Source organism: Bacteroidales bacterium (genome assembly GCA_023228145.1).
Taxonomy (GTDB): domain Bacteria; phylum Bacteroidota; class Bacteroidia; order Bacteroidales; family CAIWKO01; genus CAIWKO01.
In genome coordinates, this window is sequence record JALOBU010000029.1 from 1 (window position 1) to 23,395 (window position 23,395).

At 40.0% G+C, this 23,395-nt stretch carries 14 protein-coding genes; 7 read left to right on the forward strand and 7 right to left on the reverse strand.

What is annotated here, in order from left to right; all coding sequences use genetic code 11:
- Positions 1-88 precede the first annotated feature (88 nt).
- From M0R16_11650 to M0R16_11665, 4 genes are all read left to right on the forward strand, one after another.
- Entirely contained in the window at positions 89-337 is a 249-nt protein-coding gene (locus tag M0R16_11650; GenBank protein MCK9613526.1) for a hypothetical protein, read from the forward strand.
- A gap of 53 nt (positions 338-390) precedes the next feature.
- Positions 391-738 (forward strand): DUF6150 family protein, encoded by a 348-nt coding sequence (locus M0R16_11655; protein MCK9613527.1) that lies wholly within the window; start codon positions 391-393, stop codon positions 736-738.
- 127 nt (positions 739-865) lie between these two features.
- Positions 866-1,423 (forward strand): transposase, encoded by a 558-nt coding sequence (locus M0R16_11660; GenBank protein ID MCK9613528.1) that lies wholly within the window; start codon positions 866-868, stop codon positions 1,421-1,423.
- Between the two features lie 732 nt (positions 1,424-2,155).
- On the forward strand, positions 2,156-8,092 hold the full coding sequence (locus tag M0R16_11665; GenBank protein MCK9613529.1) for a T9SS type A sorting domain-containing protein: 5,937 nt from the start codon (positions 2,156-2,158) through the stop codon (positions 8,090-8,092).
- A 42-nt stretch (positions 8,093-8,134) separates the two neighbouring features.
- Here the strand turns inward: M0R16_11665 and M0R16_11670 are convergent, their stop codons facing one another.
- Positions 8,135-9,499: a Mur ligase family protein gene (locus tag M0R16_11670; protein MCK9613530.1), complete on the reverse strand. Its 1,365-nt coding sequence runs from the start codon at positions 9,497-9,499 to the stop codon at positions 8,135-8,137.
- Between the two features lie 76 nt (positions 9,500-9,575).
- Entirely contained in the window at positions 9,576-10,283 is a 708-nt protein-coding gene (locus M0R16_11675) for a cytidylate kinase-like family protein (GenBank protein ID MCK9613531.1), read from the reverse strand.
- Between the two features lie 153 nt (positions 10,284-10,436).
- Here M0R16_11675 and M0R16_11680 point away from each other — a divergent pair, with 153 nt between their 5' ends.
- Positions 10,437-11,819, forward strand: coding sequence for a tryptophanase (locus M0R16_11680; GenBank protein ID MCK9613532.1), 1,383 nt, complete (start codon positions 10,437-10,439; stop codon positions 11,817-11,819).
- Between the two features lie 60 nt (positions 11,820-11,879).
- Here M0R16_11680 and M0R16_11685 read toward each other — a convergent pair whose 3' ends face one another.
- The 3 genes from M0R16_11685 to M0R16_11695 form a co-directional block, all read right to left on the reverse strand.
- Positions 11,880-13,628 carry an FG-GAP-like repeat-containing protein gene (locus M0R16_11685; protein ID MCK9613533.1) on the reverse strand — a complete coding sequence of 583 codons (1,749 nt, stop codon included), beginning with the start codon at positions 13,626-13,628 and terminating at the stop codon, positions 11,880-11,882.
- A gap of 18 nt (positions 13,629-13,646) precedes the next feature.
- Complete coding sequence (locus M0R16_11690; GenBank protein MCK9613534.1) at positions 13,647-17,996, reverse strand: PKD domain-containing protein; 4,350 nt, start codon at positions 17,994-17,996, stop codon at positions 13,647-13,649.
- An 809-nt stretch (positions 17,997-18,805) separates the two neighbouring features.
- On the reverse strand, positions 18,806-19,252 hold the full coding sequence (locus M0R16_11695) for a hypothetical protein (protein ID MCK9613535.1): 447 nt from the start codon (positions 19,250-19,252) through the stop codon (positions 18,806-18,808).
- Between the two features lie 112 nt (positions 19,253-19,364).
- On the opposite strand from M0R16_11695, the gene M0R16_11700 reads away from it, so the two are divergent.
- Positions 19,365-19,922 carry a manganese efflux pump MntP family protein gene (locus M0R16_11700; GenBank protein MCK9613536.1) on the forward strand — a complete coding sequence of 186 codons (558 nt, stop codon included), beginning with the start codon at positions 19,365-19,367 and terminating at the stop codon, positions 19,920-19,922.
- 3 nt (positions 19,923-19,925) lie between these two features.
- Entirely contained in the window at positions 19,926-20,372 is a 447-nt protein-coding gene (locus tag M0R16_11705; protein ID MCK9613537.1) for a 6-carboxytetrahydropterin synthase, read from the forward strand.
- On the opposite strand, the gene M0R16_11710 is transcribed toward M0R16_11705, so the two are convergent.
- Together M0R16_11710 and M0R16_11715 are read right to left on the reverse strand one after the other, a co-directional pair.
- Positions 20,369-22,039, reverse strand: coding sequence for a formate--tetrahydrofolate ligase (locus tag M0R16_11710; GenBank protein MCK9613538.1), 1,671 nt, complete (start codon positions 22,037-22,039; stop codon positions 20,369-20,371). The two genes, M0R16_11705 and M0R16_11710, sit on opposite strands and share 4 nt — an antisense overlap.
- A 72-nt stretch (positions 22,040-22,111) precedes the next feature.
- Positions 22,112-23,386, reverse strand: a complete 1,275-nt coding sequence (locus tag M0R16_11715; protein ID MCK9613539.1) for a GTP-binding protein — start codon at positions 23,384-23,386, stop codon at positions 22,112-22,114.
- Positions 23,387-23,395 lie beyond the last annotated feature (9 nt).

Here is a 23,395-nt window from a genome sequence, read left to right on the forward strand (position 1 = left end):
TTCAAGATAATTTAACGAAAGAAAATTTCACTTTTCGGTCGCCAATAAAAAGCATTATGAAAAGCCCTCTGGAGAAACTGATTTCAAAATGGAATATTTTACCGCACTAAACGTCAGAAGTCAGGAACGCCTGCTCACCACATTTCTGAAAGCAGGATTATTTTGTTCTCAAACCTGCCATATTTCAGACAAAAAAGAAAACGAGCCGAACCGTATCGTTGTTGCCTTTTCGCATAATCCACCTCAACAACCAATTTTAAAAGAACTTTTTCTTAAATACCAGGACGGAAAACAATCAGAAGATTTCAAGTCTTTGACAAAAGATTTTTACCTTTGACAGGGAATTAGGTACAATTCTTGTTATTAATGCGCGGATTTAATTAATTCAAAATGAAAAAAATATCAAAATTATTTTTGCTCATTACAAGCATTATTTTTTTAACACAATATGTCAACGCACAACAAGTATTTTCTTGCGACAGTAAATATGATGCAGATGTTAAAGTATTTGTGGCAGACAGTAAATACGATGCGGACCTGTGTGTTTACAAATGCTCCAGCAAGTATGATGCCGACGGCAATGAGGGGCTTTGGTTTTTTGCCGACAGCAAGTACGATGCAAAAAAGAAAATTTATTTTACCGACAGCAAATATGACGCTGATTTAATTATTTATTTTGTTAACAGCAAGTACGACGCAGGTTGGAGGACTAATTCGAAGAAACAGCTGATGTACTAATTTGTTTCGGGTTTTCAGAAAAGGTTTTCAAATCCAGCCCGTCAAAATTTACCGCCGTTGTGCGAAGTTTGCAACTTCGCACCAAATAAAAGTTAGTCTGTGACTAACAAAATATTATTTTTGAACTATGGGATTCAAATATAAAATATACGATCAGTGTCAAGCCTATTATTTGACATTCACTGTAGTTAAATGGATTGATATTTTTAGTAGAAAAATATATAAGGATATCATAATTGAAAGCTTAAAGCATTGTCAGAAAAACAAGGGGCTCAACATCTTTGCTTATGTAATAATGACAAATCATATGCACTTACTTGTGAATTCCGAAATGAACGATTTAAGCCAGACTGTATGTGATTTTAAAAAATTTTCAAGTAAAAAAATTATAAAAACCATTCAAACAACAACAGAAAGCAGAAAAGACTGGATGTTAAATTTGTTTTCATATGAAGGCACAAGAAATTCAAGGAACAAAAACTATCAGTTTTGGATACAGGATAATCATCCCATTGAAATTTTTTCTAATAAATTCATAAAACAAAAAGTTGAATATATTCACAATAACCCTGTCAGAGCAGGCATTGTTGTAAACCCATGGGATTATTTATATTCGAGTGCCAGAAATTATGCCGATATGGAAAGTTTTTTAGATGTAATAAAAGTTGATTTAAATGTTTTGTAAAGTAGTTGCAAACTACAATTTATCAAGTGCGAAGTTGCAAACTTCGCACAACTGGTTATTTCCTTTCCAGTCAAGGCTTTCGAGGCATTAATTCGATTTCGTTTTATTCTGACAACAAGAACAATTATTGAATTCCGTCACTTTACTCACGGAATTTAATAAAAAATTGGTGTTTAATAATTTTTTATACCAATTTGTATTTATTTTTTAGTCCAAAAGACAAAAAATAAATTACAATGGTTAATGCCGATGCTACATAAAAATAGTCCAATAAGAAAAGTCGTCATTGGACTATATTGAATGTGCAATCGGTATTACATTAAAAACCAGTTGTATAATGAAAAATTGCAATCAAAAGCTTTCCATTATGGATTCCATTTTGGTGAAACAGTTTGCTGCGGAATAGTTGGTCCGCATTGCGCGGAATGTTCAAACAGAGCCTGTTTTCTTGCAACTGACATACAATTTTTATAACAAATAATATCCATTAATATTTCGAAAAACAAAAATCCTGCAAATGTCCACTAGAGTGAATTTACTAAAAATATCTCTTGAAATATTTCCATTATGTCAAATATTATTATCTTTGCATATGCAAATCTAAGCATAAATTATTATTAACAATCATCATAAATTATAATTAAAAAATTATTTAGCCAAAAACATATAAAAATGTTTGAAATGGGAAAAAAACAAAATTATTTTATTTGTTTATTGTATAAACGTATATATATGTCTAAATACACGTTTATAATAGGTTTTGCCCTCTTAAGCTGGATAAATGGCTTTAGCCAAATTGACGGAGACTATCAGTCTGCATCTTCCGGAGACTGGATTACATTATCTACCTGGCAAAGATTCAACGGCACAGTATGGGTTACACCTACCCCGGCACAGGGATACCCGGGACAGTATGCAGGAACAGGTGCACTTACCATTCAACCAGGGCACACAGTGACTATTAGTGATGCCGGCATAACAACACAGCCCATGGGGACCATAACTATTCAAAATACGGGACAGTTATATCTCAAAGGTGCAACAAACACCATGCTTACATTTTTTTTAAATACGACTATTTTAGATATAATTGAGGGTGGCTCCATTTATTTTTATAAAAAAGTTAAGCTCCAATTTATTACTGACGCTGTCATTACACTTGGAGAGAATACCGGTAGCCTTATTGGTGATTGTAATAACAATAATGAAATATGGATTGGTAGTATTAAATATATGGTCTGTGCTGGTTCTCCCGGCAATATTTTTACATTTTCAGAGGTAATGAGTATGGGGGGAACTTTAAATTCTATTCCGTCTTCAAATTCTCCGATCTGCCAGACCAATACAATTAATCTTACTGGAAATTATTCAGGCGCAATAGGAGATGCACCCACATATTTTTGGACTATTACTGCGCCTGGTGGTGGGGTAACAACTTTTGACACTCAGAATCCTTCGATACCAAATGCAGTAACAGGAACCTATTTAGCAAAACTCACCATCAGCACTAATCTGTCAGGTACCATTTATACCAACAGTGACAGTATTAATGTAATTGTAAATCCTTTACCAACACTTAGCGGAGCTTCCCAGACAATTACTGTTTGCGACGGTTCAGGTGCAACAATAAATTTATCGGGCTTGGTGCCTAATACAACCTTCTCTTTAAATTATTCAATAAACGGTGATGCACAACCTGTTATAACAGGGCTTGTTGCAGATGAAACAGGAGCTTCAAGTTTTACAACAGTTAATCTTGATGCTTCAAATAATGGACAGACATTACAAATAACGGGGATTACAATTACTAACCCAACGACTAACTGTGCACAAACATTTACTAAGGATGTTACGATGTCAGTGTTTACTACTGGAGCAGGCACATGGAAAGGCACTACCAGCTCAGATTGGAATGAGGCATCAAACTGGTGTGGAGGAGTACCCTCTGCTTCTACCGATGTTTATATTTCTCAAAACTCTGCCTCAATACTAAACCAACCAATTATTGATGCTGCAGGTGGTATATGTAAAAATATTACTATTAACAATGGAGCTACATTGACAATAAATGGAACAAATACCCTAAATGTTAATGGTAACTGGACAAATAATGGCACATACACTCCCAACTCAAGTACTGTAAGTTTTACTAGCACAGTGGCGTCTCAAACAATAGGCGGTACTGGTGCAAATACTTTTAATAACCTGACCATCAATAATACAGGTGGGGGAGTAGAAGCAAACGATGATATTACTGTAAATGGCGTACTGAACCTGGCATCGGCAAATCCTTCCGCTACGGTTGGAGCTCTCGAAATGGGCTCAAATGTATTAACAATGGGAGCATCTGCTACAAATACCGGACAGGGAGATGTTAACGGGACAATTACCAGGACTTCTATTTCTGCAAATATTGAATATACATTTGGCAATCCATATACCGTAATGACCTTTTTGACTCCCACAGGCAGCGGGGCATTGCCGTCGACTGTCAGCCTTAAAACCACTATAGGAACGGCACCGTCTTTGAAAACGGATGCTATTTTAAGGTCCTATGACATCAGCCAGACAGGTGCAGTCAGCCCGGCGCTGGCGTTGATTGAAGGGCATTATCTTGATGATGAACTGAATGGTAACACTGAAGCGGACATGGTTTACTGGAGCTGGAAAGAAGGCCAGTCAGGGTATACTGAATTTGGCCGGGCAGGTATTAACACCACCGAAAACTATGTGGATTACATTAATCTGGACATCAGCGTTATGCCTGATGAACATGGCGAGCGGATTATTACCTGTGCCAAAGGCGTGGATACGGCAAATACTTGGATTGGAACCTCTAGCTCTAATTGGAACATTGCTAACAACTGGACTGCCGGACATGTGCCCTCTGATACAGATAGGGTGGTTATCCCCGATGCTTCGTCAACAAACTATGATCCTGAACTGCCGGCCAGTCCTATCGGAACTGTTAAAAAACTGAGGCTGGCTCCTGGAAGCATACTGAACGGAGGTACAGGAGGTATACTGACTGTTAGCGGAGGAGATGGAGCGTGGCTTAATCAGGGGACATTCAATCCCGGCACCAGTACGGTTACCTTTACCGATGCATTGGCGACCTATGCAGGAAATACGGATTTTTATAATTTGATCCTTGATCCCGGTTGCATTCTGAATATGGTGCACGGAAGCTATATTGGTATAACAGGTACTATGACCAACAACGGCACCTGGCGCACTGTCATAAACGGACATACCACGGTGGAGTACAAAGGCGATGATCAGACCGTCGTTGTCCCGAATCCTTCGACCAACCGGTACAGCACATTAATTTTAAGCGGAACAGGTATAAAGACAATGCCTTCTACCGCACTTCATATAGTCGGTGATTTCACCATGGCCGGATCAGCTTCAACGACTGCTGCTGCTGGCCTCACCATTGACTGGGACTTTACACTGGGATCAGGTACCAAATTTAATGCAGGTAACTTTTCACATAATATTGCCGGAGATTTCATTAATAATGGAGGCACATTTACAAATACAGGCAGCACGATTAATCTGAATGGTGTTACTGAACAAACTATTGGAGGAAGCGCTTCAACTACATTTAATAATCTTACACTCAATAATTCAGCTGGCGCAACATTAGGAATCAACGAGTCTGTGGCTGGGACATTGACGCTAACCAACGGATTACTTACAACAGGTAGTCATACAATAACTCTTACAGCATGCTCAGGGACTACTATCACTGGATACAGTTCTTCCAGTTATGTTAATGGTATATTGGCACAAGTATATTGCAGCACCGGGTCTAAAGTATTCCCCATCGGTAAAGGTGGCAATTATCGCCCGCTAACGCTTGAATATACTGCGCTTACGGAAACAAGCACCGTAACAGCTGAACAATTTGAAACTACTATAGGAGGCACATTGCCAGCCAATCACACCGTACTTCAGGACAGACACTGGGATATAACACAAACCGGAGGTACAGATATTGAATACACATTGACTCTCGATGGCACATCATACGACCCCGGCGTAGCTGTTCCTAAAATCATCAAAGGTGACGGCTCTTCAAATACTTCCTATACAGCCACCTATGATAGCCCGAACTTCACTGCAACAGGTCTTACAGGGTTCAGCAGCTTTTCTGTCGGCGCCGACTGTGTGCCACCCACCATCGAAAGTCAGCCCGCCAGCACAGCGACTTGTGATGGTACCGGAGCACCAACATTCAGTATTACTGCCAGTGGGGGCACATTATCTTACCAGTGGCAAGAAAGCACTACAGGAACAGGAGGTACTTTCGAAAATATTTCAGATGGAGGCGTTTATTCAAATACCACCACATCAACACTTACTATTACCAATCCGCCGTTATCCATGGATGGTTATGCTTACAGAGTTGTTGTAACCCGTTTGTGTGGTAGTGATGTTGTTTCGAACGGAAATGCTGTTCTGACTGTTAACCCTGTCCCTGCGATTACTTTAGGCGCAAGTCCTGCTGTATGCAGTGGCGTTTTAACAGCAGAATTAACTTACAACGGTACAACCGGTAATCCAAATCAATATTCCATCAATTATTCTGAAATTGCAAATACTTCCGGGTTCACAGATTTTTCTTTCACAGGTTTACCGGAGAGTCCAATTTCGCTCACAGTGCCTGGTGGTGCTAGCCCTTCTACTTATAGCGGGTTGTTGTATGTAAAAAACAGCGCCACAGGTTGTGAAAGTACAGGATCAGATTTTACTGTAATGGTAAGGCCACTTCCGCAGGGATCTTTAACAGGCAATACCATTTGTTCCGGTGGAACTGGGAAACTGACATGGGTCGTAACCGCAGGCACAGGGCCGTATACAGTTGTTTATAACGATGGTTCAGATCATACTGCAAACAATGTGGCATCGGGAGTACCGTTTGATGTATATTCGTCACAGACTGAGACTAAAGTTTATAACTTAATATCCGTTTCAAGTACCAATTCCTGTGAGAGAACAAGTGGCTTTACAGTAGGAACCGGAACTGTTACGGTATCAACAGGTATATGGACGGGACAAACCACAGACTGGAATGACGCCGGGAATTGGTGTGAAGGTATTCCAACTTCTACCACTGATGTATTGATACCTTCCTCTGCCCCAAACCAGCCGGTGATTGGAGATGCTGACGGAATATGTAATTCTATTACCATTGAAAGTGGAGCCTTTTTAACCATTTCTGGTTCAAATACATTGACCGTTTATGGAAACTGGATAAATGACGGCACATTTTATCCCAATTCTTCCACAGTTATATTTAATGGGACAACTGCAATCAGCGGTTCTTCATCCAATTCTTTTAATAATATCACTATTGAGTCGGAAAAAACTTTAACGGCCCAGGCGGAGAGCATGCTTGTATCCGGAAATTTTATTAACAATGGTACTTTTAACTCTAACAATGGAACCATTGTTTTTAGTGGAAGCGCCGCGCAAACGATTACAGGAGATTTGAGTTTTTATGATATAATATTTTTTAATGTTACAAATGGTTTGTCAGATGTGAACATTACCACTCCGGTTACTGTTTCGAATTCTGCTTCCTTTTTAGCAGGAATTGTAAACTTCTCAGGTACTGGTTCTTTAAAATTTATGAATGGTTCTTCCTGTAATGATGGAACAGCAAGCAGTTTTGTAAATGGGCCCGTGGTCAAGGAGGGGAATACTGCTTTTACATTTCCCGTCGGGAAAGGCGATTGGTATGCTCCCATAAGCATTTCAGCAGCATCTGGCGGTGGCATTGCCACGGATTTTTTTACAGCAGAATATCATCATATTGATCCTAATACCTCTTATGATTCCAGCCTACACGATGCTTCTATCAATCACATCAGCAGCATGGAGTATTGGACACTTGAAAGAACCGGTACCACTAATAATGTTTACGTTACTTTATCCTGGGATTCCTTAAGGAGTGGTACAGTAACAAATCTCACGAGTATAACCACGGCACATTGGAACGGAGAAAAATGGATTGATATTGGTAATGCAGAAACAACAGGCAGCACAACGTCAGGCACAGTATCATCAGCGGAACTGTTGACCAGCTTTTCTCCATTTACTTTAGCATCGAAAGACAATAATAACCCGCTTCCAGTGGAGTTAATAAGTTTTTATGCAAGGTATATTAATGAGAAAGTACAACTGAATTGGGTAACAGTTTCCGAAACAAATAATGATTACTATACAATTGAGAGGAGTAAAGATGCCATTAATTTTCAAAATATTGGGATAATAGATGGTGCAGGAAATAGTAATATGCCTCTTTTCTACTCTTATATCGACAATGAATTTTTTCGTAATATTTCTTATTACCGACTAAAACAAACAGATTTTGACGGATCTTCTAAATACTCAAATATAATCTATATTGATTTAAACAACCAAATGATTAGAGATAATAAAGTTTATCCAAACCCTTTTTCTGATGAATTAATAATTGAATTAGAAGGTAGTGATGAGCTTATGAATTATGAAATAATAAATGCATTTGGTCAAGTTGTTTTCAAAGGCAATTTAGTTGAAAAGACTACTGTTCAGACAAGTCATTTTACACCTGGTGTCTATCTAATTAAACTCAAAAATGGTAAAACTTTTGAATTCAAAAAAATAATAAAAGAATAGCTATCACACCCTTGTGTGAAGTTTGCAACATCGCATCAAAGATTATTGCTTGATAACTCTGATTTTTTCAGCTAATGCCTTTAAATCCAGCCCGTCAAAATTTCCCGAGCTCATCATCAACAGGTTTTTGCCTTTCCAGTCAAGGCTTTCGAGGTAGTCAACAAGTTTTTCCTTATTTGTAAAGACCATAATATCGTCGCGGCCGAATGATCCTTTTACTTTGATTTCGGGCAAAGGCGGCATTTTTTTTATTTCGAGGGCGTGAGCGCTGTAAAAAACGATGGCTTTATCGGCTTTGTGCATGCAGCCCTTATATTGTTCAAGAAAATCGTTGTTCAGGCTGCTGTATGTATGTAGTTCGAAACATGCTACAAGCTTTCTGTGGGGGAATTGTTCTTTAACGGCTTCGATAGTTGCCTTAAGTTTGGAAGGCGAATGTGCAAAATCTTTGTAAAAAGCGGAATCATCACTTTTTCCAAGCAGTTCAAGCCGCTTGGAAGCGCCCTTAAATCCGGCGATGGATTTCATAAAATCCTCCGCAGAAATACCCAGGCACGCACATACCAACCGGGCACCGTTAAGATTCATCAGGTTGTGTTTACCGAAAACATGGATTTCTGTATCCAAATTGCCGATCGCTACAGAAGTCGTTCCGTTATTTATGGAATGAGACGGAATACCGTAAGGATATAACTTAATATCTTTCCTGGCTTCAGGGCAAATGCGTTTGAGTTCTTCGTCATTTTCGCAGTACACCAGGTTTCCTCCCGGCTCTATCAGTTCGATGAATTCCCGGAACTGTTCTAAGTAAATTTCAAAAGTCGGAAACACATTGATATGGTCCCAGGCGATGCCGCTGAGCAACGCGATATTTGGCCTATACAGGTGGAATTTCGGGCGTTTGTCTAAAGTGGAAGTTAGGTATTCATCACCTTCCAGGATGATGACAGGCGCATCGGAAATGCGGAACATCGTTTCAAAACCCTCCAACTGTGCGCCCACCATGTAATCGAAATCTTTTCCCAGGTCGTGCAACACATGCATGATCATGGCGGTGATGGTGGTTTTGCCGTGGCTTCCGCCGATAACCACGCGGGTTTTATTTTTCGATTGCTCGTAAATGTATTCCGGAAAAGAATATATTTTCAAGTCCATTTCTTTCGCTTTGATCAGCTCGGGATTGTCTTCACGCGCGTGCATGCCCAGGATCACCGCATCAAGGCTGCTGTTAATTTTATCGGGAAACCAACCGGATGATGGAGGCAATATCCCTTTCGCCGCAAGCCTGCTTTTTGCGGGTTCAAAAATCTCGTCGTCAGAGCCTGTAACAGTATGGCCGTTCTGAGCCATGGCAAGCGCCATGTTGTGCATGACACTGCCGCCTATAGCAATAAAATGAATATTCATAGAAACAAAATTACCGAAAAAAAACTTCAGCAATCAATAGCTAAGAGTAAGTTTTCAACAGTCAAATGATGTGGAATTATAAAAATTTCTTTAGCTGGAGTAAATGAATAATTGAAGAAGTAATTTCGTCTATACTAAGGTATTTGCAATTGTAATATACATCAAAGTGGTCTTCAAAATCCAAATTCCTGCTGCTTTTGATTTTCAGCAAAGTATTTCTTTTAAAATCAATTTTTCTGGATGCGGACAGAGCTATTTCTTTGGTTTTATAAGTTCCTGTTTTCATGAGCTGTTCCACTCTCCATTCCACAGGTGCAAATAAGCGGATATGAAATCCCATTTTCATGCTTCTGGTAACTGCCATGCCACCTCTACCAATGATAATTACGTTTCCTTTGCTGGCAAAATCCATGATAACGCGGTCAATGGTTTTCAGAATTTTTCTGTCGGAATAATAGTGTTTTTCCGACAAGGCATTAAGTATTTCATCAATGGAGCTTCTTTCTTTGTCATTAAGAACTTTAATAATCCTGCCGGTTTCAATATTTAGTTCTTTCGATGCTTTCTGTAGCAGCTCTTTGCTAATGAAACTCCAAGGCTTTCTATTTGTCAGTTTCTCATCCGCCTGATTCAGTTCTTTGATGATTTTGCCGGCAATTTCTTTTGCCGGGCATCCGAATTCACGGGAAATTGTTATAAACGGCAAGACATTTTCCCGTGGTTTAACATTTTCTTTTTCGATGTTGAATCGCTCAACCATATATTTTAAAAGCAGATTTTCCATGACACCTCCTTTACTGATGAATTAATTTGAACAATATGAATACTAAAGATACTAATATTTTTTATTAAAACCTAATTTTTTTGGTTAAAATTTTTTTTGCTAAAACTATATTTTTACTTTTGAGCAATTTTTTATGTTAAGAAATTTTACACTATGGAATTACCTTTTGCTGAATCGTACAAAATAAAGATGGTAGAAACAATCCGGCGAAGCAGCCGTGAAGAGCGTTTGAAATGGATAAAGGAAGCTCGTTATAACCTGTTTAATCTTCGTAGCGACCAGGTATTTATTGATTTGCTAACAGACAGTGGCACTGGTGCTATGAGCGACCGCCAGTGGTCGGAGCTTATGCTGGGCGATGAAAGTTATGCCGGTGCATCATCGTATTACAACCTCAAAGAAGCCATTAAAAATATCATGGGCTTTGAATATTTTTTACCTACGCATCAGGGACGTGCAGCAGAAAACGTACTATTTTCCACCTTAGTAAAAGCAGGTGACCTGGTGCCGGGCAACGCACATTTTGACACCACCAAAGGGCATATCGAATATCGTAAGGCAGAAGCTATTGACTGCACCATTGACGAAGCCTTTGACACAACATTGATACACCCATTCAAGGGAAATGTCGATCTGAATAAACTCGAAACCGTTTTGATAAACAACCCCAAAGAAAAAATTCCGTTTATTGTTATTACGGTAACCTGTAACAGTTCCGGCGGACAGCCTGTTTCAATGGCCAACCTAAGAGAAGTTTATGCCATGGCTCAAAAATACGGTATCCCTGTTGTTTTCGACTCGGCCCGTTTTGCTGAAAACGCTTATTTTATCAAGATTCGTGAAAAAGGCTACGAAAATAAATCCATTAAGGAAATCGTAAAAGAAATGTATTCCTACGCCGATATAGCAACCATGAGCAGTAAAAAGGACGCTATCGTCAACATGGGTGGTTTTATTGGCATGAAAAGCAAGGAATTGTTTCAAAAAGCCAGTTTTTACAACATTATGTATGAAGGCTTTGTAACTTATGGCGGGATGTCCGGACGTGACATGAATGCCCTGGCCCAGGGACTTGACGAAGGAACCGAATTTGATTATCTCGAAACCCGTATCAGACAAATAGCTTACTTAGGCCAGAAGATCAAGGATTTCGGCGTACCTTTGCAGGAACCGTTTGGAGGACATGCTATTTTTGTCGATGCGAAAAAATTCTTATCGCATATTCCCAAAGAAGAATTTCAGGCACAAACCCTCGCTATTGAATTATATATTGAAGGCGGTGTGCGTGGCGTGGAAATAGGCGCCATCATGACAGACCCCGACCCCGTTACCCGCGAACCGCGCTTCCCCAAACTCGAACTATTGAGGCTGGCCGTTCCCCGGAGGGTATATACCAACAACCACATGGATTACGTGGCAACCGCACTGGGTAATGTTTACGAAAGACGCATGGCGATCAAACACGGTTACCGCATCACTTACGAATTACCCATCATGAGGCATTTTACCGTGGGGCTGGAAAAGGTGGAAGCGTAAGAAAAGAGAAAAGTTCCCAGCTTATTGTTTACTGAAAGAAAATAAACCCGGAGTTCAAACTCAGCGTTTAATAATTTTAGCTACAGCACTTAATTTTCCAGCTGTTTCTACTATTGCAAAATAACAACCCGATTGCATTGCTGACAAGTCAATTTCAATAGTAGATTCGCCGCCTGACAAGTTAGGATAGTCAAAGGACTGAATTGCTCTGCCTGTGATATCCGTAATTCTTACAACGGTCTTGGCTGTCGAAGAATTATTCCACGATATTTTCAATTTATCAACTACAGGGTTGGGACTTATCGTAATTTTTCCGGTTACTGTTTCATTATGTGGAATATTGCTTATCATATCTCGTACAAAACCGGTACGTTCATTACTTCCCTTGTAAGTTCCCCATAGTACTTTTTCGTAAGAATATGGAACATTTAACTCGTAAATATTGATGTAAACGGAATCAGTGGTTTGTCCAAAAGAATTCGTATAAGATAAGGCTACAAGTTCCATCATACCGTCACCATTCACATCACCGGGGCATATGCCGTTCATAAATGTCCACCCCCTTGGCCGTATCGGGTAATTAGGAAGTTGTGCCCCATTGTCAATACTGTAAGCATGAATAAACCCATAGCCGGTGCTGTCGAGCAAATTAGAGCCGAAAACAAGTTCACAATCATTGTCATCATTGATGTCAGCCACAGAAATAAAACCTTCGAGTCCTCCGGCTTTTACTATGGGAAAATTTGGAAGTACGTTGCCGTCAGTGTCCCATCCGTAAAGCATATCCTCTGCTTCGCTGCCTATGGGGCGGCTCATAAAAATTTTCCAGTTGCCGTCTATCTTAACTACTGTCGGAGGAGAATAGGTCCAGCTGCTGTCAGGAACTGTAATAGACCAGTTTCCGAAATCACTGCCGTCGTGGTTCATAACATAAAACTGTGGGGCATCTCCGTGAGTGGCTCCAATAATTTCAAGGGTGTTATCATTGTCGAAGTCAGCAATAGCGGGAGATTGGTAACTGTATTTCTGAAGCGGTTCTGTTACCAGAGGGAATCCGCTTTTGGGCAAGCCATCCAGCCCAAAGATATAACGTGATTTTATCGAGTTCACAACGATATCTTTTTCGCCATCGTTATCAACATCAGCTATTGAAGGAGTGACAGCAGGAATGCCATCCAACGTAACGGGCCAGTTGCTGCTGAAGGATGTACCATTGTTTTTAAGAATATGCACTTTACCTACAGTTGATGCCATTTCACACACTATAATTTCTTTTTCTTCATCTTCATTCAAATCACTGATTGCCGAAGCGCAAATCATCCAGTGGTTGCTGCAGCTCACAGGCCAGCCGGAGAGAAGGTTCCCGTTATGGTCAAAGGCATATACCCTGCCTGTTGTGGAGCTGCCGCCTGTTGTTTGGATAATCTCAGGGAACCCGTCGTTATTGATATCGCCCACTGTCGGAGGGTAAATTGCTGTGCCCGTGAGGCTTTTCTGCCATAGCAGTCCCTGATAAGTGTAAGCGTAAATGCAGTTGTGTGTGGCAAAAACAATATCTGAGATGTTGTCATTATTAATATCTGCAAGTGCAAGGCCACGCATATTTTTAAAAGTAGGGTTGCCAACCACGGCAACAGGGAATCCCGCTAATTGCTGAATGTTTGATTTAGGATAACTATCAGCTAATGGAGCAGAAATGGTTGATGATATCATAGAAAAATCATCTGAAATACTAGCTTTTTGCCAGCTTTGTGAAAATAATTGAAGTGTAGCAATAAAACATAATAATAGTGTGATTAAATTCTTCATAAAAAATTAAGATAAGATTTACCGGATTAATGTGATAACTCCACTCAGCTCTTTTTTTCTTACCTGGTTTTTAAGTATTAAAACATAATAGTAAGTTCCTTCAGTGGCATTCTGTCCATTGAGCTTTCCATCCCAGAAAATATCGGGGCTTGTTGAATGGAACACTATCTTGCCCCAGCGATTATATACATTCATATTGTATTCCGAGAATCCCCGTGTGATAACTTCAAATAAATCATTATATCCGTCGCCGTTGGGAGTAAAAACGTTCGGAATGGTTACATCATCCAGTATGGTAATCTGGCCTATGGCAGTGTCAGCACAACCATTTGGTGTGGCAACAATAAGCATTACATCATATGTGTCTGATTCGCTGTATGAATAAACAGGGTTCTGTGATGATGAAATACCTCCATCGCCGAAATACCAGTTCCAGTGTAAGTCAACTCCTGTGCTGAGGTCAAAAAATGAAATATAATCGTCCGAAAGAACATTATTTGTATCGGTATAGAAGCCTGCGATAGGGTAATTATATACCTGCACATGAAATGTGTTTGTGTAAGAATAAGTACACCCGTTCAAAAAAGTTGTGGTGAGTGTAATCGTGAAGTTTCCTGTGGTAGAATAAGGGTGCGTTGGATTTTTTCCTGTGCCGCTTGTACCGTCGCCGAAATCCCAGTGCCAATTGATAACACTGTCTGTTACCGTTTCGTCGTCCACAATAAATTGTGAAATCAATGGCGGTGTACAGGTTGATATGCCAGAAATATCAAAAGTAATTAATGGAGGAATGAAAACTGTTATGATGCCGAAATAGGTAACGGTATAACTGCAACTATCTACCCATATAGTCAGTGTTACATCAAAGGTGCCGTTTGTATTATAAAGGTGTGTAGGGTTTTGTTGTGTTGACGTATGCCCGTCACCAAAATCCCATAACCATTGTGTTACCGGCTGCGATGTATGGGATGTGTCGGTAAATGTAATATTGGCACTGCTGGAACAGGGTGTATATGATGAATATGCAAATGATGCGCTGCCTGAAATAACACGGATGGAATCAGCAGCTGTCAGCGTAAGGGAGCAGTTGTGAGTAGAATCATCAAGAACAAGAGAAACAAAGTAAGCTCCTCCATCGTTATAGGTATGGCTAGAGTTGTTGGTATAAGTCAAGGCAGCATCTCCATCGCCAAAAACCCAGAAATAGCTGGTTGTATTTAAGGAATTCGCTGTGAAAAGCACATCAAGGGGAGCACATCCATAAGCTGGTGTGTAGGAAAAGCTGCCGGCAGGGCCATTGACAGTGATAAAATTTGGAATAAGTAATGAGTCTGAACAGCCATCAATGTTTACAACATTTAATTGCACATCAAATACACCGGACGTATTGTAAATATGTTGCGGATTTTCGAGCGATGAATGATTGTTGCCGCCGCTGGCAGTGTCGCCAAAAGTCCAGTACCATGAAACCACATCGGAGGTTGAAGAATCACTTAAAAATACGGTAAAAGGCGGGCAGTTTGCAATATTATTATCAGAGTAAAATCCGGGAAGGGGCTGCGAAATCCTTACCTGGTGGACTATGCTGCTGTCGCATCCGTTTGAATCAGTTACGGTAAGTGTTACATCGAATATGGTTGTCTGATTGACGTCGTAATTATGTATAGGATTTACAGAGTCTGAAACCGGACTTCCGTCACCGAAATCCCATTGATAAGCAAGTCCGACGCCGGTTGAAGTATTAACAAACTGCACAGGTTCCATGTTACACTTCAAGGTGTCTGAGAAAAATGAAGCCACAGGACGTGACACACTGATATAATTTTGTTTTACAAGCATGCTGTCACATCCTTCCGAATCTGTTACTACAAGTACTACAGAATATACTCCGGGTTGTAAATAAGTATGCTGGGGATTTTTCTGTGTGGATGTGCTGCCATCGCCAAAATCCCAGAACCAGCTGTTTAAAGTTGCTGGTGGAATTGCACTCGAGTTATCTGTGAACTGCACCTGCATAGGAGCGCAACCATGAGTTATATTGGCTGAAAAGTTTGTTATGGGCAGAGGGTTCACAGTTATCAGATTCGATTTAGTGATACTATCCTGACATCCAAGTTGGTCTGTGACTTTGAGTTTTATTGAATAAATGCCTTGGTCGTAAAATGTGTTGTTTGTTACCATACCTGTTCCTGTACCTCCGTCTCCAAAATCCCAATTATATAAAGTAATAGTTGAGTTTGTGTATGAAGTGCTCATAAAGGCCACATGTTCATGTTGGCAAAGAGTAGCTTTGTCTTGTATAAAATCCGGAATAAGTTCAGATATTTTTATATAAGCTGTCATGGTTAGTGAGTCTCGGCATCCATTGCTGTTAGTTACACGAAGCATAACATCATAAAATCCAGGAAAATTATAAGTATGTGTGGGATTTTGTTGTGTGGAAGAAGTTCCATCACCAAAGGTCCAGTACCATGTTTCAGGTAGTATTGATTCATCAGTAAAATGTACCATGACAGGGTAAGTACATGAAATGGTAGGTGTGGCGGAGAACATGGGCTTTGGAGGCATCACATAAATGTAGTCTTCCATGATAATGGTGTCGGGGCATCCGTTGTGCATGGCCACCAGCATCACATCGAAATAACCCGTATCGGCGTAAGTATGCTCTGGATTCTCTTCAGTAGCATTACCTCCATCCCCAAAGTCCCAATACCATGAATTGGCTAAACTATTCGAAAGGTTGGTGAAATTCACTGTATGCTTATGGCAACCAACGGTATCGTCGGCAACAAAATCCGCTAAAGGCAACATCCCAACAGATACCGCATGTATTCCCGATGCAACACATCCTGCAGAATCGGTAACTGTGAGAGAAACAATATAATTACCTGTATCAATATACGTATGAATGGGGTTTCCCAGATGGCTTACAGGACTGCCGTCTCCAAAATCCCATGTCCATGATGTAATATAACTTATGGTTGAAGTAGAATCGTTAAAATGCACCGTCAGGGGATGGCAGCCTGCAGGGGGCGTGGCGGTGAAGTCAACAATAGGCGGACTGATTATAATATAATTAATCTTTGATAACGAATTAGAACAGCCATGGTTGTCTGTAATAGATAAAGTTACAGTATATATGCCATCCTGAGTATAAGTATGAGAGGGGTTTTGTGCTGAAGATGTTCCTCCATCTCCAAAATTCCACTGCCAGCTTATTATTCCTGGTATAGAGCACGTGAAACTAACATTTTGAGGTGCATGGCATGCCTGTAATGGTGATCCGCTGAAACTGACGGAAGGCAATGCGAACACTGTGATGTAATTTGTAAGTGTTTTGGTGTTGCTGCAACCTCCGGTATTTGACGATGTGAGGCTTACTGTATAAGTTCCGGGTGATGTGTAAATATGACTGGGGTGTTGAAGTGATGAAGTGCCGCCATCGCCGAAATTCCATAACCACGAACTGGCGTTGGGAGCAGAAAGGTCAGTAAAATTAACAGTAAGTGGAATACATCCCGAAGTTATATCGGAAGTAAAATTTGCATTAAAGGGGTTGGCGCTGATAACTACAGGATGAAAAACTGTATCGGAGCATCCATTATTTGACACGATAAGCCTGATATTATATGTTCCGGCTGCTGTATAATTATGCGAAGGGTGTTGTTGTGTAGAAGTTCCTCCGTCACCAAATGACCATAAAGATGTATATCCCGGCGGAGTGCTGGTGTTGGTGAAAGCAACGGTAGCCGGCAGGTTGCACGGTACGGGATTACTATAAGTAAATGCAGCGGTGGGTTTTGAACCAACACTTACGTAGTTGGGTTTAATCAGGCTCTTTGAGCAATTGTTCTGGTCTGTAACAATAAGGGTAACCTGATAGTTTCCTGAGGCTGAATAAACATGGCATGGGTTCTGAGTGCTACCGCTGCCGCCATCGCCAAAATCCCATGAATATGTTGTTATGGGAGCATCGCCCGGAGTAGAAGAGCTGTTAAAACATACGTTGAGTGGAGAGCAGCCTGATAAAGGTGTTCCACTGAAAATTGCCACCGGAAGATGATACACATGAATATATGAACTTTTTACAATAGTATTAGAGCCGAAAGCGTTTGATGCGGTCAGAGTTACAGAATATGTCCCCGGGCTGGTATAGTTGTGTGTGGGGTTTTGCAAAGTGGAAGTAGCCCCGTCTCCAAAATTCCATGCCCAGGCCGTGGGTGTGTTGGTGGAAAGGTCTTGAAAAATAACAATAAGCGAACCACAACCCGAAGTAACATTCGCTGTAAAGTTAGCAACTGGTGCTTGTGCAAAAACAGTATTGAAAAAAAAATAAAATAAAAAAACGAATAAAAATGTTTTTTTCAACTTCTATAAAAGTATTATGCTATTTCTTAAGGCGTTAAAATTACAAAAAAGGTTGTTTATTCTGTCCCCGGATAATGAATTTTTTACATTAATTTTAAAAAAGTAAGTATTTTGGCTAACACGATGTGCATTAATACTATTACTTGATATAGTTTAACCCATCTTTTTTTTGTATAATGCCGATAGAGTAGCTGTTATAGAACAATTTATTGGACTATTACAGATACCGTATCGGTATAAATCATTATCCCGAACTATATCGGCTACTATACTGGTAATGATGATTTGGGTTGCAATATACCAGCGGATGCTTCGGAATTGGGATGGGGTTTATAAAGCAAATATAGGTTTTTTTCTATTGTTCTTTTTGTAATGATACAAAAACAACCAAAAAAATATAGCCCTGCCGAATGCTTCTTCGAGCTCTGTAAAAACCCAGAAAAACAGAAAAATTAGTGTTCGCTTTCAGCAAACAAAGCCATTGCAAGCAAGGCCTTTTTTCGATTTTCTAAGTTTTTTACATTCACGGCCAACGCACGCTGCCGACAGGGCAGGCCACCGCGCCAAAATTTCGGAATCGCTATTGCTGTTGCCGAAAAGAAGAAAAAATTTTCTCCCCTCTCTATGAGATAGAGAGGGGACGGGGGTGAGTAAGCTTGCAGATTTTTTTATACCAACAAAACGAGCAAAACAATAAATTTTTTAAAATAAAATTCAACAAATTATTTTCTCATGCTCTGATGAAAATATCAAAAACACAAACCGGGAAGAAAGATTTATTTTAGAAAAAAATTAGCCGGAGAAAAAAATTAACCGCCAAACATTCCTTTTAGTTTACCCAGAATACCGCCGCTATTTCCACCGCCGGTTAAAGAACCCAAAATATCCTGCAAATCAAAACTGTTATCATTTGGGTCATTGGTTTTGTTAATAAGCTGTCCCATAACAACAGGAATTAATGATTTAACAAGGGTACCGGCTACATTGCCATCCAGCTTGAACTTTTTCATCAGGTCACCGGCAACTCCGGTTGAAATATTGTTAACTACAGGATTACTTTCCGCATCCGCGCCTTGCTGGAAAAGGTTTTTAATGCTGTCTAAGCCATCATTTTTTGCTACACCCTGTAACTTATTCATTAATGATTTTGTTGCCGCCTTGCAGACAATGTCATTTTTTTTATTTGGTATGGCCGGATTATTAATGATAGCCTCGCCGGCATTTTCTTTAACCAGGTTTAAAAGGTTGTCTAACATAATGATAATTTTAAGTGTTATTTACAAATATAAATAATAAAATACAAATTGCTACAGGCAGTTTTTTGTTAATTAAAAAACGGGATGATTTATTATTTATAGCTTTGCATCAATGAATATTTTTGAAATCATACTGATAGGCTTAGGACTGGCGATGGATTGTTTTGCTGTTTCCTTGTCATGCAGCATGGGCAGGTGTAAAATCAATAAATTGCAGGCACTAAAAATTGCATTCTTTTTTGGATTATTTCAGGCGTTGATGCCTGTGATTGGATGGCTGTTGGGGCTTTCGTTTAAAAACCTCATCTCGGAATTCGACCATTGGATGGCTTTCGGAATACTTGGTGCTATAGGCATTAAGATGATTATAGAAGCCTTTAAAAAAGAAGAAGAAAAAAATATTAAGATAACCAGGTTATGGGTATTGGCAGGATTATCTTTAGCAACAAGTATCGATGCTTTGATAGTAGGCATCACCTTTGCTTTTTTAGAATTCAACATTTTACTGACTGTCGGAATCATTGGTTTGGTTACATTTATTATATCTCTAACAGGCATTTATATTGGGAAAAAATTTAATTTTTTAAACGCCAAAAAAGCAGAAATAATTGGCGGATTAGTGCTGATAGCAATAGGCATAAAAATATTAGTCGAACACCTGAATGCATAAATTATGAACAAAATAAGAATTACGAAAGAATTTAAATTTGAGATGGCGCATGCGCTTATGGGTTACAACGGGCCCTGCCGTAATATTCACGGGCATTCGTATTGTTTGTATGTTACAGTTATCGGGAGCCCGGTATGCGACGACAACTCTCCAGTGAACGGCATGGTGATGGATTTTAATGAATTGAAAAATATTATTAAAAACGAAATTACTGACAAGCTGGATCATGCACTGGTTTTGTCTGATAAAACACCTGCTAGTATTCTTAATTCGCTTAAGGAATTTGACAATGTAATTTTGCTGCCATACCAACCTACCTGTGAAAATATGCTTGCCGATTTTGCTGCTCGTATTCAGAAACATTTACCCTCAAACATAAAGTTATTCAGCCTGAAACTGTGCGAGACTGTTACATCATCAGCAGAGTGGTTTGCTGAAGATAATCGTTAGGATAGGCCAATAATATTTCCTTCGCTATCTATATCAATATTTTCTGCTGTGGGAACTTCCGGTAATCCCGGCATACGCATGATCTCACCTGTGATTGGAATAATAAAACCTGCTCCTGCGGCAATTTCTATCTCTCTTACGGTAACAATAAAATCTTTTGGTCTGCCCAATAAATCAGGATTGTCGGACAGGGATTTTTGTGTTTTGGCAATACAAACTGCCAGTTTATTGAGTCCGAGATTATATATTTTCTGAAGGTCTTTTTTAGCTTTGGGATTATAATCAACATGCTCTGCCCCATAGATTTTTTTGCAGATGGTTTCTATTTTTTTCTCAACAGGCCATTCAAGTTCATATAATAGCTCAAGTTGCGCTGTACAACTATCAGCAATTTTTCCAACCGTTTCTGCAAGTTCAATGGCCCCGGATCCGCCTGCACTCCATACATCGGAAACGATAGCCGGAACGCCAAGCTCTTTGCATCGGCTTTTTATAATATGAAGTTCCTCTTCGGTATCTGTGGCAAACCTGTTGATGGCAACTGCAGGGCAGATGTTAAAAAGCTTCATATTTTCAATATGTTTTTCGAGGTTGGGAAGGCCTTTTTTCAGCGCTTCGGGATTGGCTTCTTTCAATGTTTTCAGCTCTGCTCCTCCATGATATTTAAGTGCCCTTACAGTAGCAACCAGCACAACTGCATCAGGGCGCAGACCCGAATAACGGCATTTGATGTCAATAAATTTTTCGGCCCCAAGGTCAAATCCAAAGCCAGCCTCTGTTACAACATAATCTGATAATGAAAGTCCCATGCGTGTGGCTATCACCGAATTGGTTCCCTGCGCAATATTGGCAAAAGGGCCACCGTGAATTATTGCCGGTGTATTCTCAATAGTTTGTACCAGATTGGGCATTATGGCATCCTTCAGCAGGGCGGCCATAGCGCCGTTGGCTTTCAGGTCGCGCGCAAAAACAGGTTTCTTATCATAGGTAAAGCCTATAAAAATATTTCCCATTTTTTCTTTACAGTGTTGCAAATTGTCCGATAAACAAAGTATCGCCATAATTTCTGAAGCCGCAGTGATATCAACTCCTGTTTCCCGTGGCACTCCTGACATAGTTCCTCCCAATCCGACGATGATTTTACGAAGCGAGCGGTCATTCATATCCATCACCCGTTTCCACGAAATGGTTCGGGGGTCGAGGCCTATATTATTTTTTTTATTTTGAATATTATTGTCAATGATAGCAGAGAGCAGGTTGTGAGCTTTTTCTATAGCGGCAAAGTCGCCGGTAAAATGAAGGTTGATATCTTCCATTGGAAGTACTTGTGAGTATCCTCCGCCGGCAGCGCCGCCCTTGACGCCAAATACAGGCCCCATGGAAGGCTCGCGAAGAACCACAGTCGTTTGTCGGCCTATACGGTTCAATCCTTGCGCGAGGCCTATGGATATAGTTGTTTTTCCTTCTCCGGCAGGAGTAGGTGAAATAGCTGAAACCAGGATAAGTTTATGGCGTTTTATTTTATCTTCATCAATAAGTCTTAAGGGAAGTTTTGTTTTATATTTCCCGAAATATTGCAGGTCATCTTCTGCAACATCAAGTTTTGCAGCAATATCTCTTATGTGAAGCATCTTCGCTTCGCGGGCTATTTCAATGTCTGTTTTCATAATTATGTTTCTTATTTATAAGTTTGATTTTTGAAAATATCTTCGGGGATTAAGACGTTGTTTGAAAAATTATCACAATATCATTCCTGCTCCAACAGTTTCATTAGTACTTTCATCAATCAGTATAAAACTTCCTGTAGCGCGGTTAATTTTATATTTGTCGATAAACAAAGACTGAGTTGTACTTATTGACACGCGGGCCACGTCGTTCATGCCTATTTCTTCCAAACCTTCTAAACGATGTAGGGTATTTATGTCCACTTTATACCTGATTTCTTTAATGATACATCGGGCTTCGCGGGTTGTGTGTCTTATGGCGTATTTTTTACCAGGGGCCAATTTATTTTCATTAAACCAGCAAAGCATAGCTTCAAAATTTCTGGCCACAGTTGGAACATTGTTCTGACGAACTATCATGTCGCCCCGGCTCACATCCACATCTTCGGCAAGGCACATGCTTATTGACATGGGAGCAAAAGCATCTGTTACCGGGCCTTCATAAGTCTCAATTGATTTTATTTGTGTGTGAATTTTTGATGGCAGTATCATCACTTTGTCTCCAGGCTTAAAAATACCGCTGACTACTTTGCCGGCATAAGCGCGATAATCATGATATTCCTGGTTGTTAGGCCTGATAATATATTGAACAGGAAAACGGCAGTCAATAAGGTTTTCATCGCTGCTGATGTGGATAGTTTCGAGAAGATATAAAAGCGGACTGTTTTTATACCAGGGCATTTTATCCGAACCGTTTACCACATTATCTCCATGCAAAGCGCATATTGGAATAAAGTTAACATCCTGAACTTCAAGTTTTGAGGCAAAACTTTTATAGTCATCTTTTATTTCTTCAAAAACATCTTCACTGTAATCAACAAGGTCCATTTTGTTTATACAAACTACAAGATGAGGAATTTTCAACAGTGAGGCGATGAAAGAATGCCTTTTAGTTTGCTCTATAACGCCTTTGCGGGCATCAATGAGTATGAGTGCCAGGTTGGCATTAGAGGCTCCGGTTATCATGTTTCTTGTGTACTGCAAATGTCCCGGGGTGTCGGTTATGATAAATTTTCGCTTTGGAGTTGCAAAATAGCGGTAGGCAACATCAATGGTGATACCCTGTTCGCGTTCGGCACGCAGGCCGTCGGTGAGCAGTGCAAGGTTTAGTTGCGCTTCACCGCGTCTTTCGCTGGCCTTGCTGATGGCATCCAACTGGTCCTGGAATATGGATTTGGAGTCATACAACAAACGCCCAATCAGGGTACTTTTGCCATCATCAACACTTCCCACTGCGGCGAAGCGTAAAAGTTCCATATTCATATATCCGTCTGTTTTTTTTGCTACCATCTTGCTAAC

Excerpts from the sequence above, each read along its gene's own strand:
- M0R16_11650 (MCK9613526.1), top strand. The coding sequence starts at position 89 with ATGGAATATTTTACCGCACTAAACGTCAGAAGTCAGGAACGCCTGCTC.
- M0R16_11655 (MCK9613527.1), top strand. The coding sequence starts at position 391 with ATGAAAAAAATATCAAAATTATTTTTGCTCATTACAAGCATTATTTTT.
- M0R16_11660 (MCK9613528.1), top strand. The coding sequence starts at position 866 with ATGGGATTCAAATATAAAATATACGATCAGTGTCAAGCCTATTATTTG.
- M0R16_11665 (MCK9613529.1), top strand. The coding sequence starts at position 2,156 with ATGTCTAAATACACGTTTATAATAGGTTTTGCCCTCTTAAGCTGGATA.
- M0R16_11670 (MCK9613530.1), bottom strand. The coding sequence starts at position 9,499 with ATGAATATTCATTTTATTGCTATAGGCGGCAGTGTCATGCACAACATG.
- M0R16_11675 (MCK9613531.1), bottom strand. The coding sequence starts at position 10,283 with ATGGAAAATCTGCTTTTAAAATATATGGTTGAGCGATTCAACATCGAA.
- M0R16_11680 (MCK9613532.1), top strand. The coding sequence starts at position 10,437 with ATGGAATTACCTTTTGCTGAATCGTACAAAATAAAGATGGTAGAAACA.
- M0R16_11685 (MCK9613533.1), bottom strand. The coding sequence starts at position 13,628 with ATGAAGAATTTAATCACACTATTATTATGTTTTATTGCTACACTTCAA.
- M0R16_11695 (MCK9613535.1), bottom strand. The coding sequence starts at position 19,252 with ATGTTAGACAACCTTTTAAACCTGGTTAAAGAAAATGCCGGCGAGGCT.
- M0R16_11700 (MCK9613536.1), top strand. The coding sequence starts at position 19,365 with ATGAATATTTTTGAAATCATACTGATAGGCTTAGGACTGGCGATGGAT.
- M0R16_11705 (MCK9613537.1), top strand. The coding sequence starts at position 19,926 with ATGAACAAAATAAGAATTACGAAAGAATTTAAATTTGAGATGGCGCAT.
- M0R16_11710 (MCK9613538.1), bottom strand. The coding sequence starts at position 22,039 with ATGAAAACAGACATTGAAATAGCCCGCGAAGCGAAGATGCTTCACATA.
- M0R16_11715 (MCK9613539.1), bottom strand. The coding sequence starts at position 23,386 with ATGGTAGCAAAAAAAACAGACGGATATATGAATATGGAACTTTTACGC.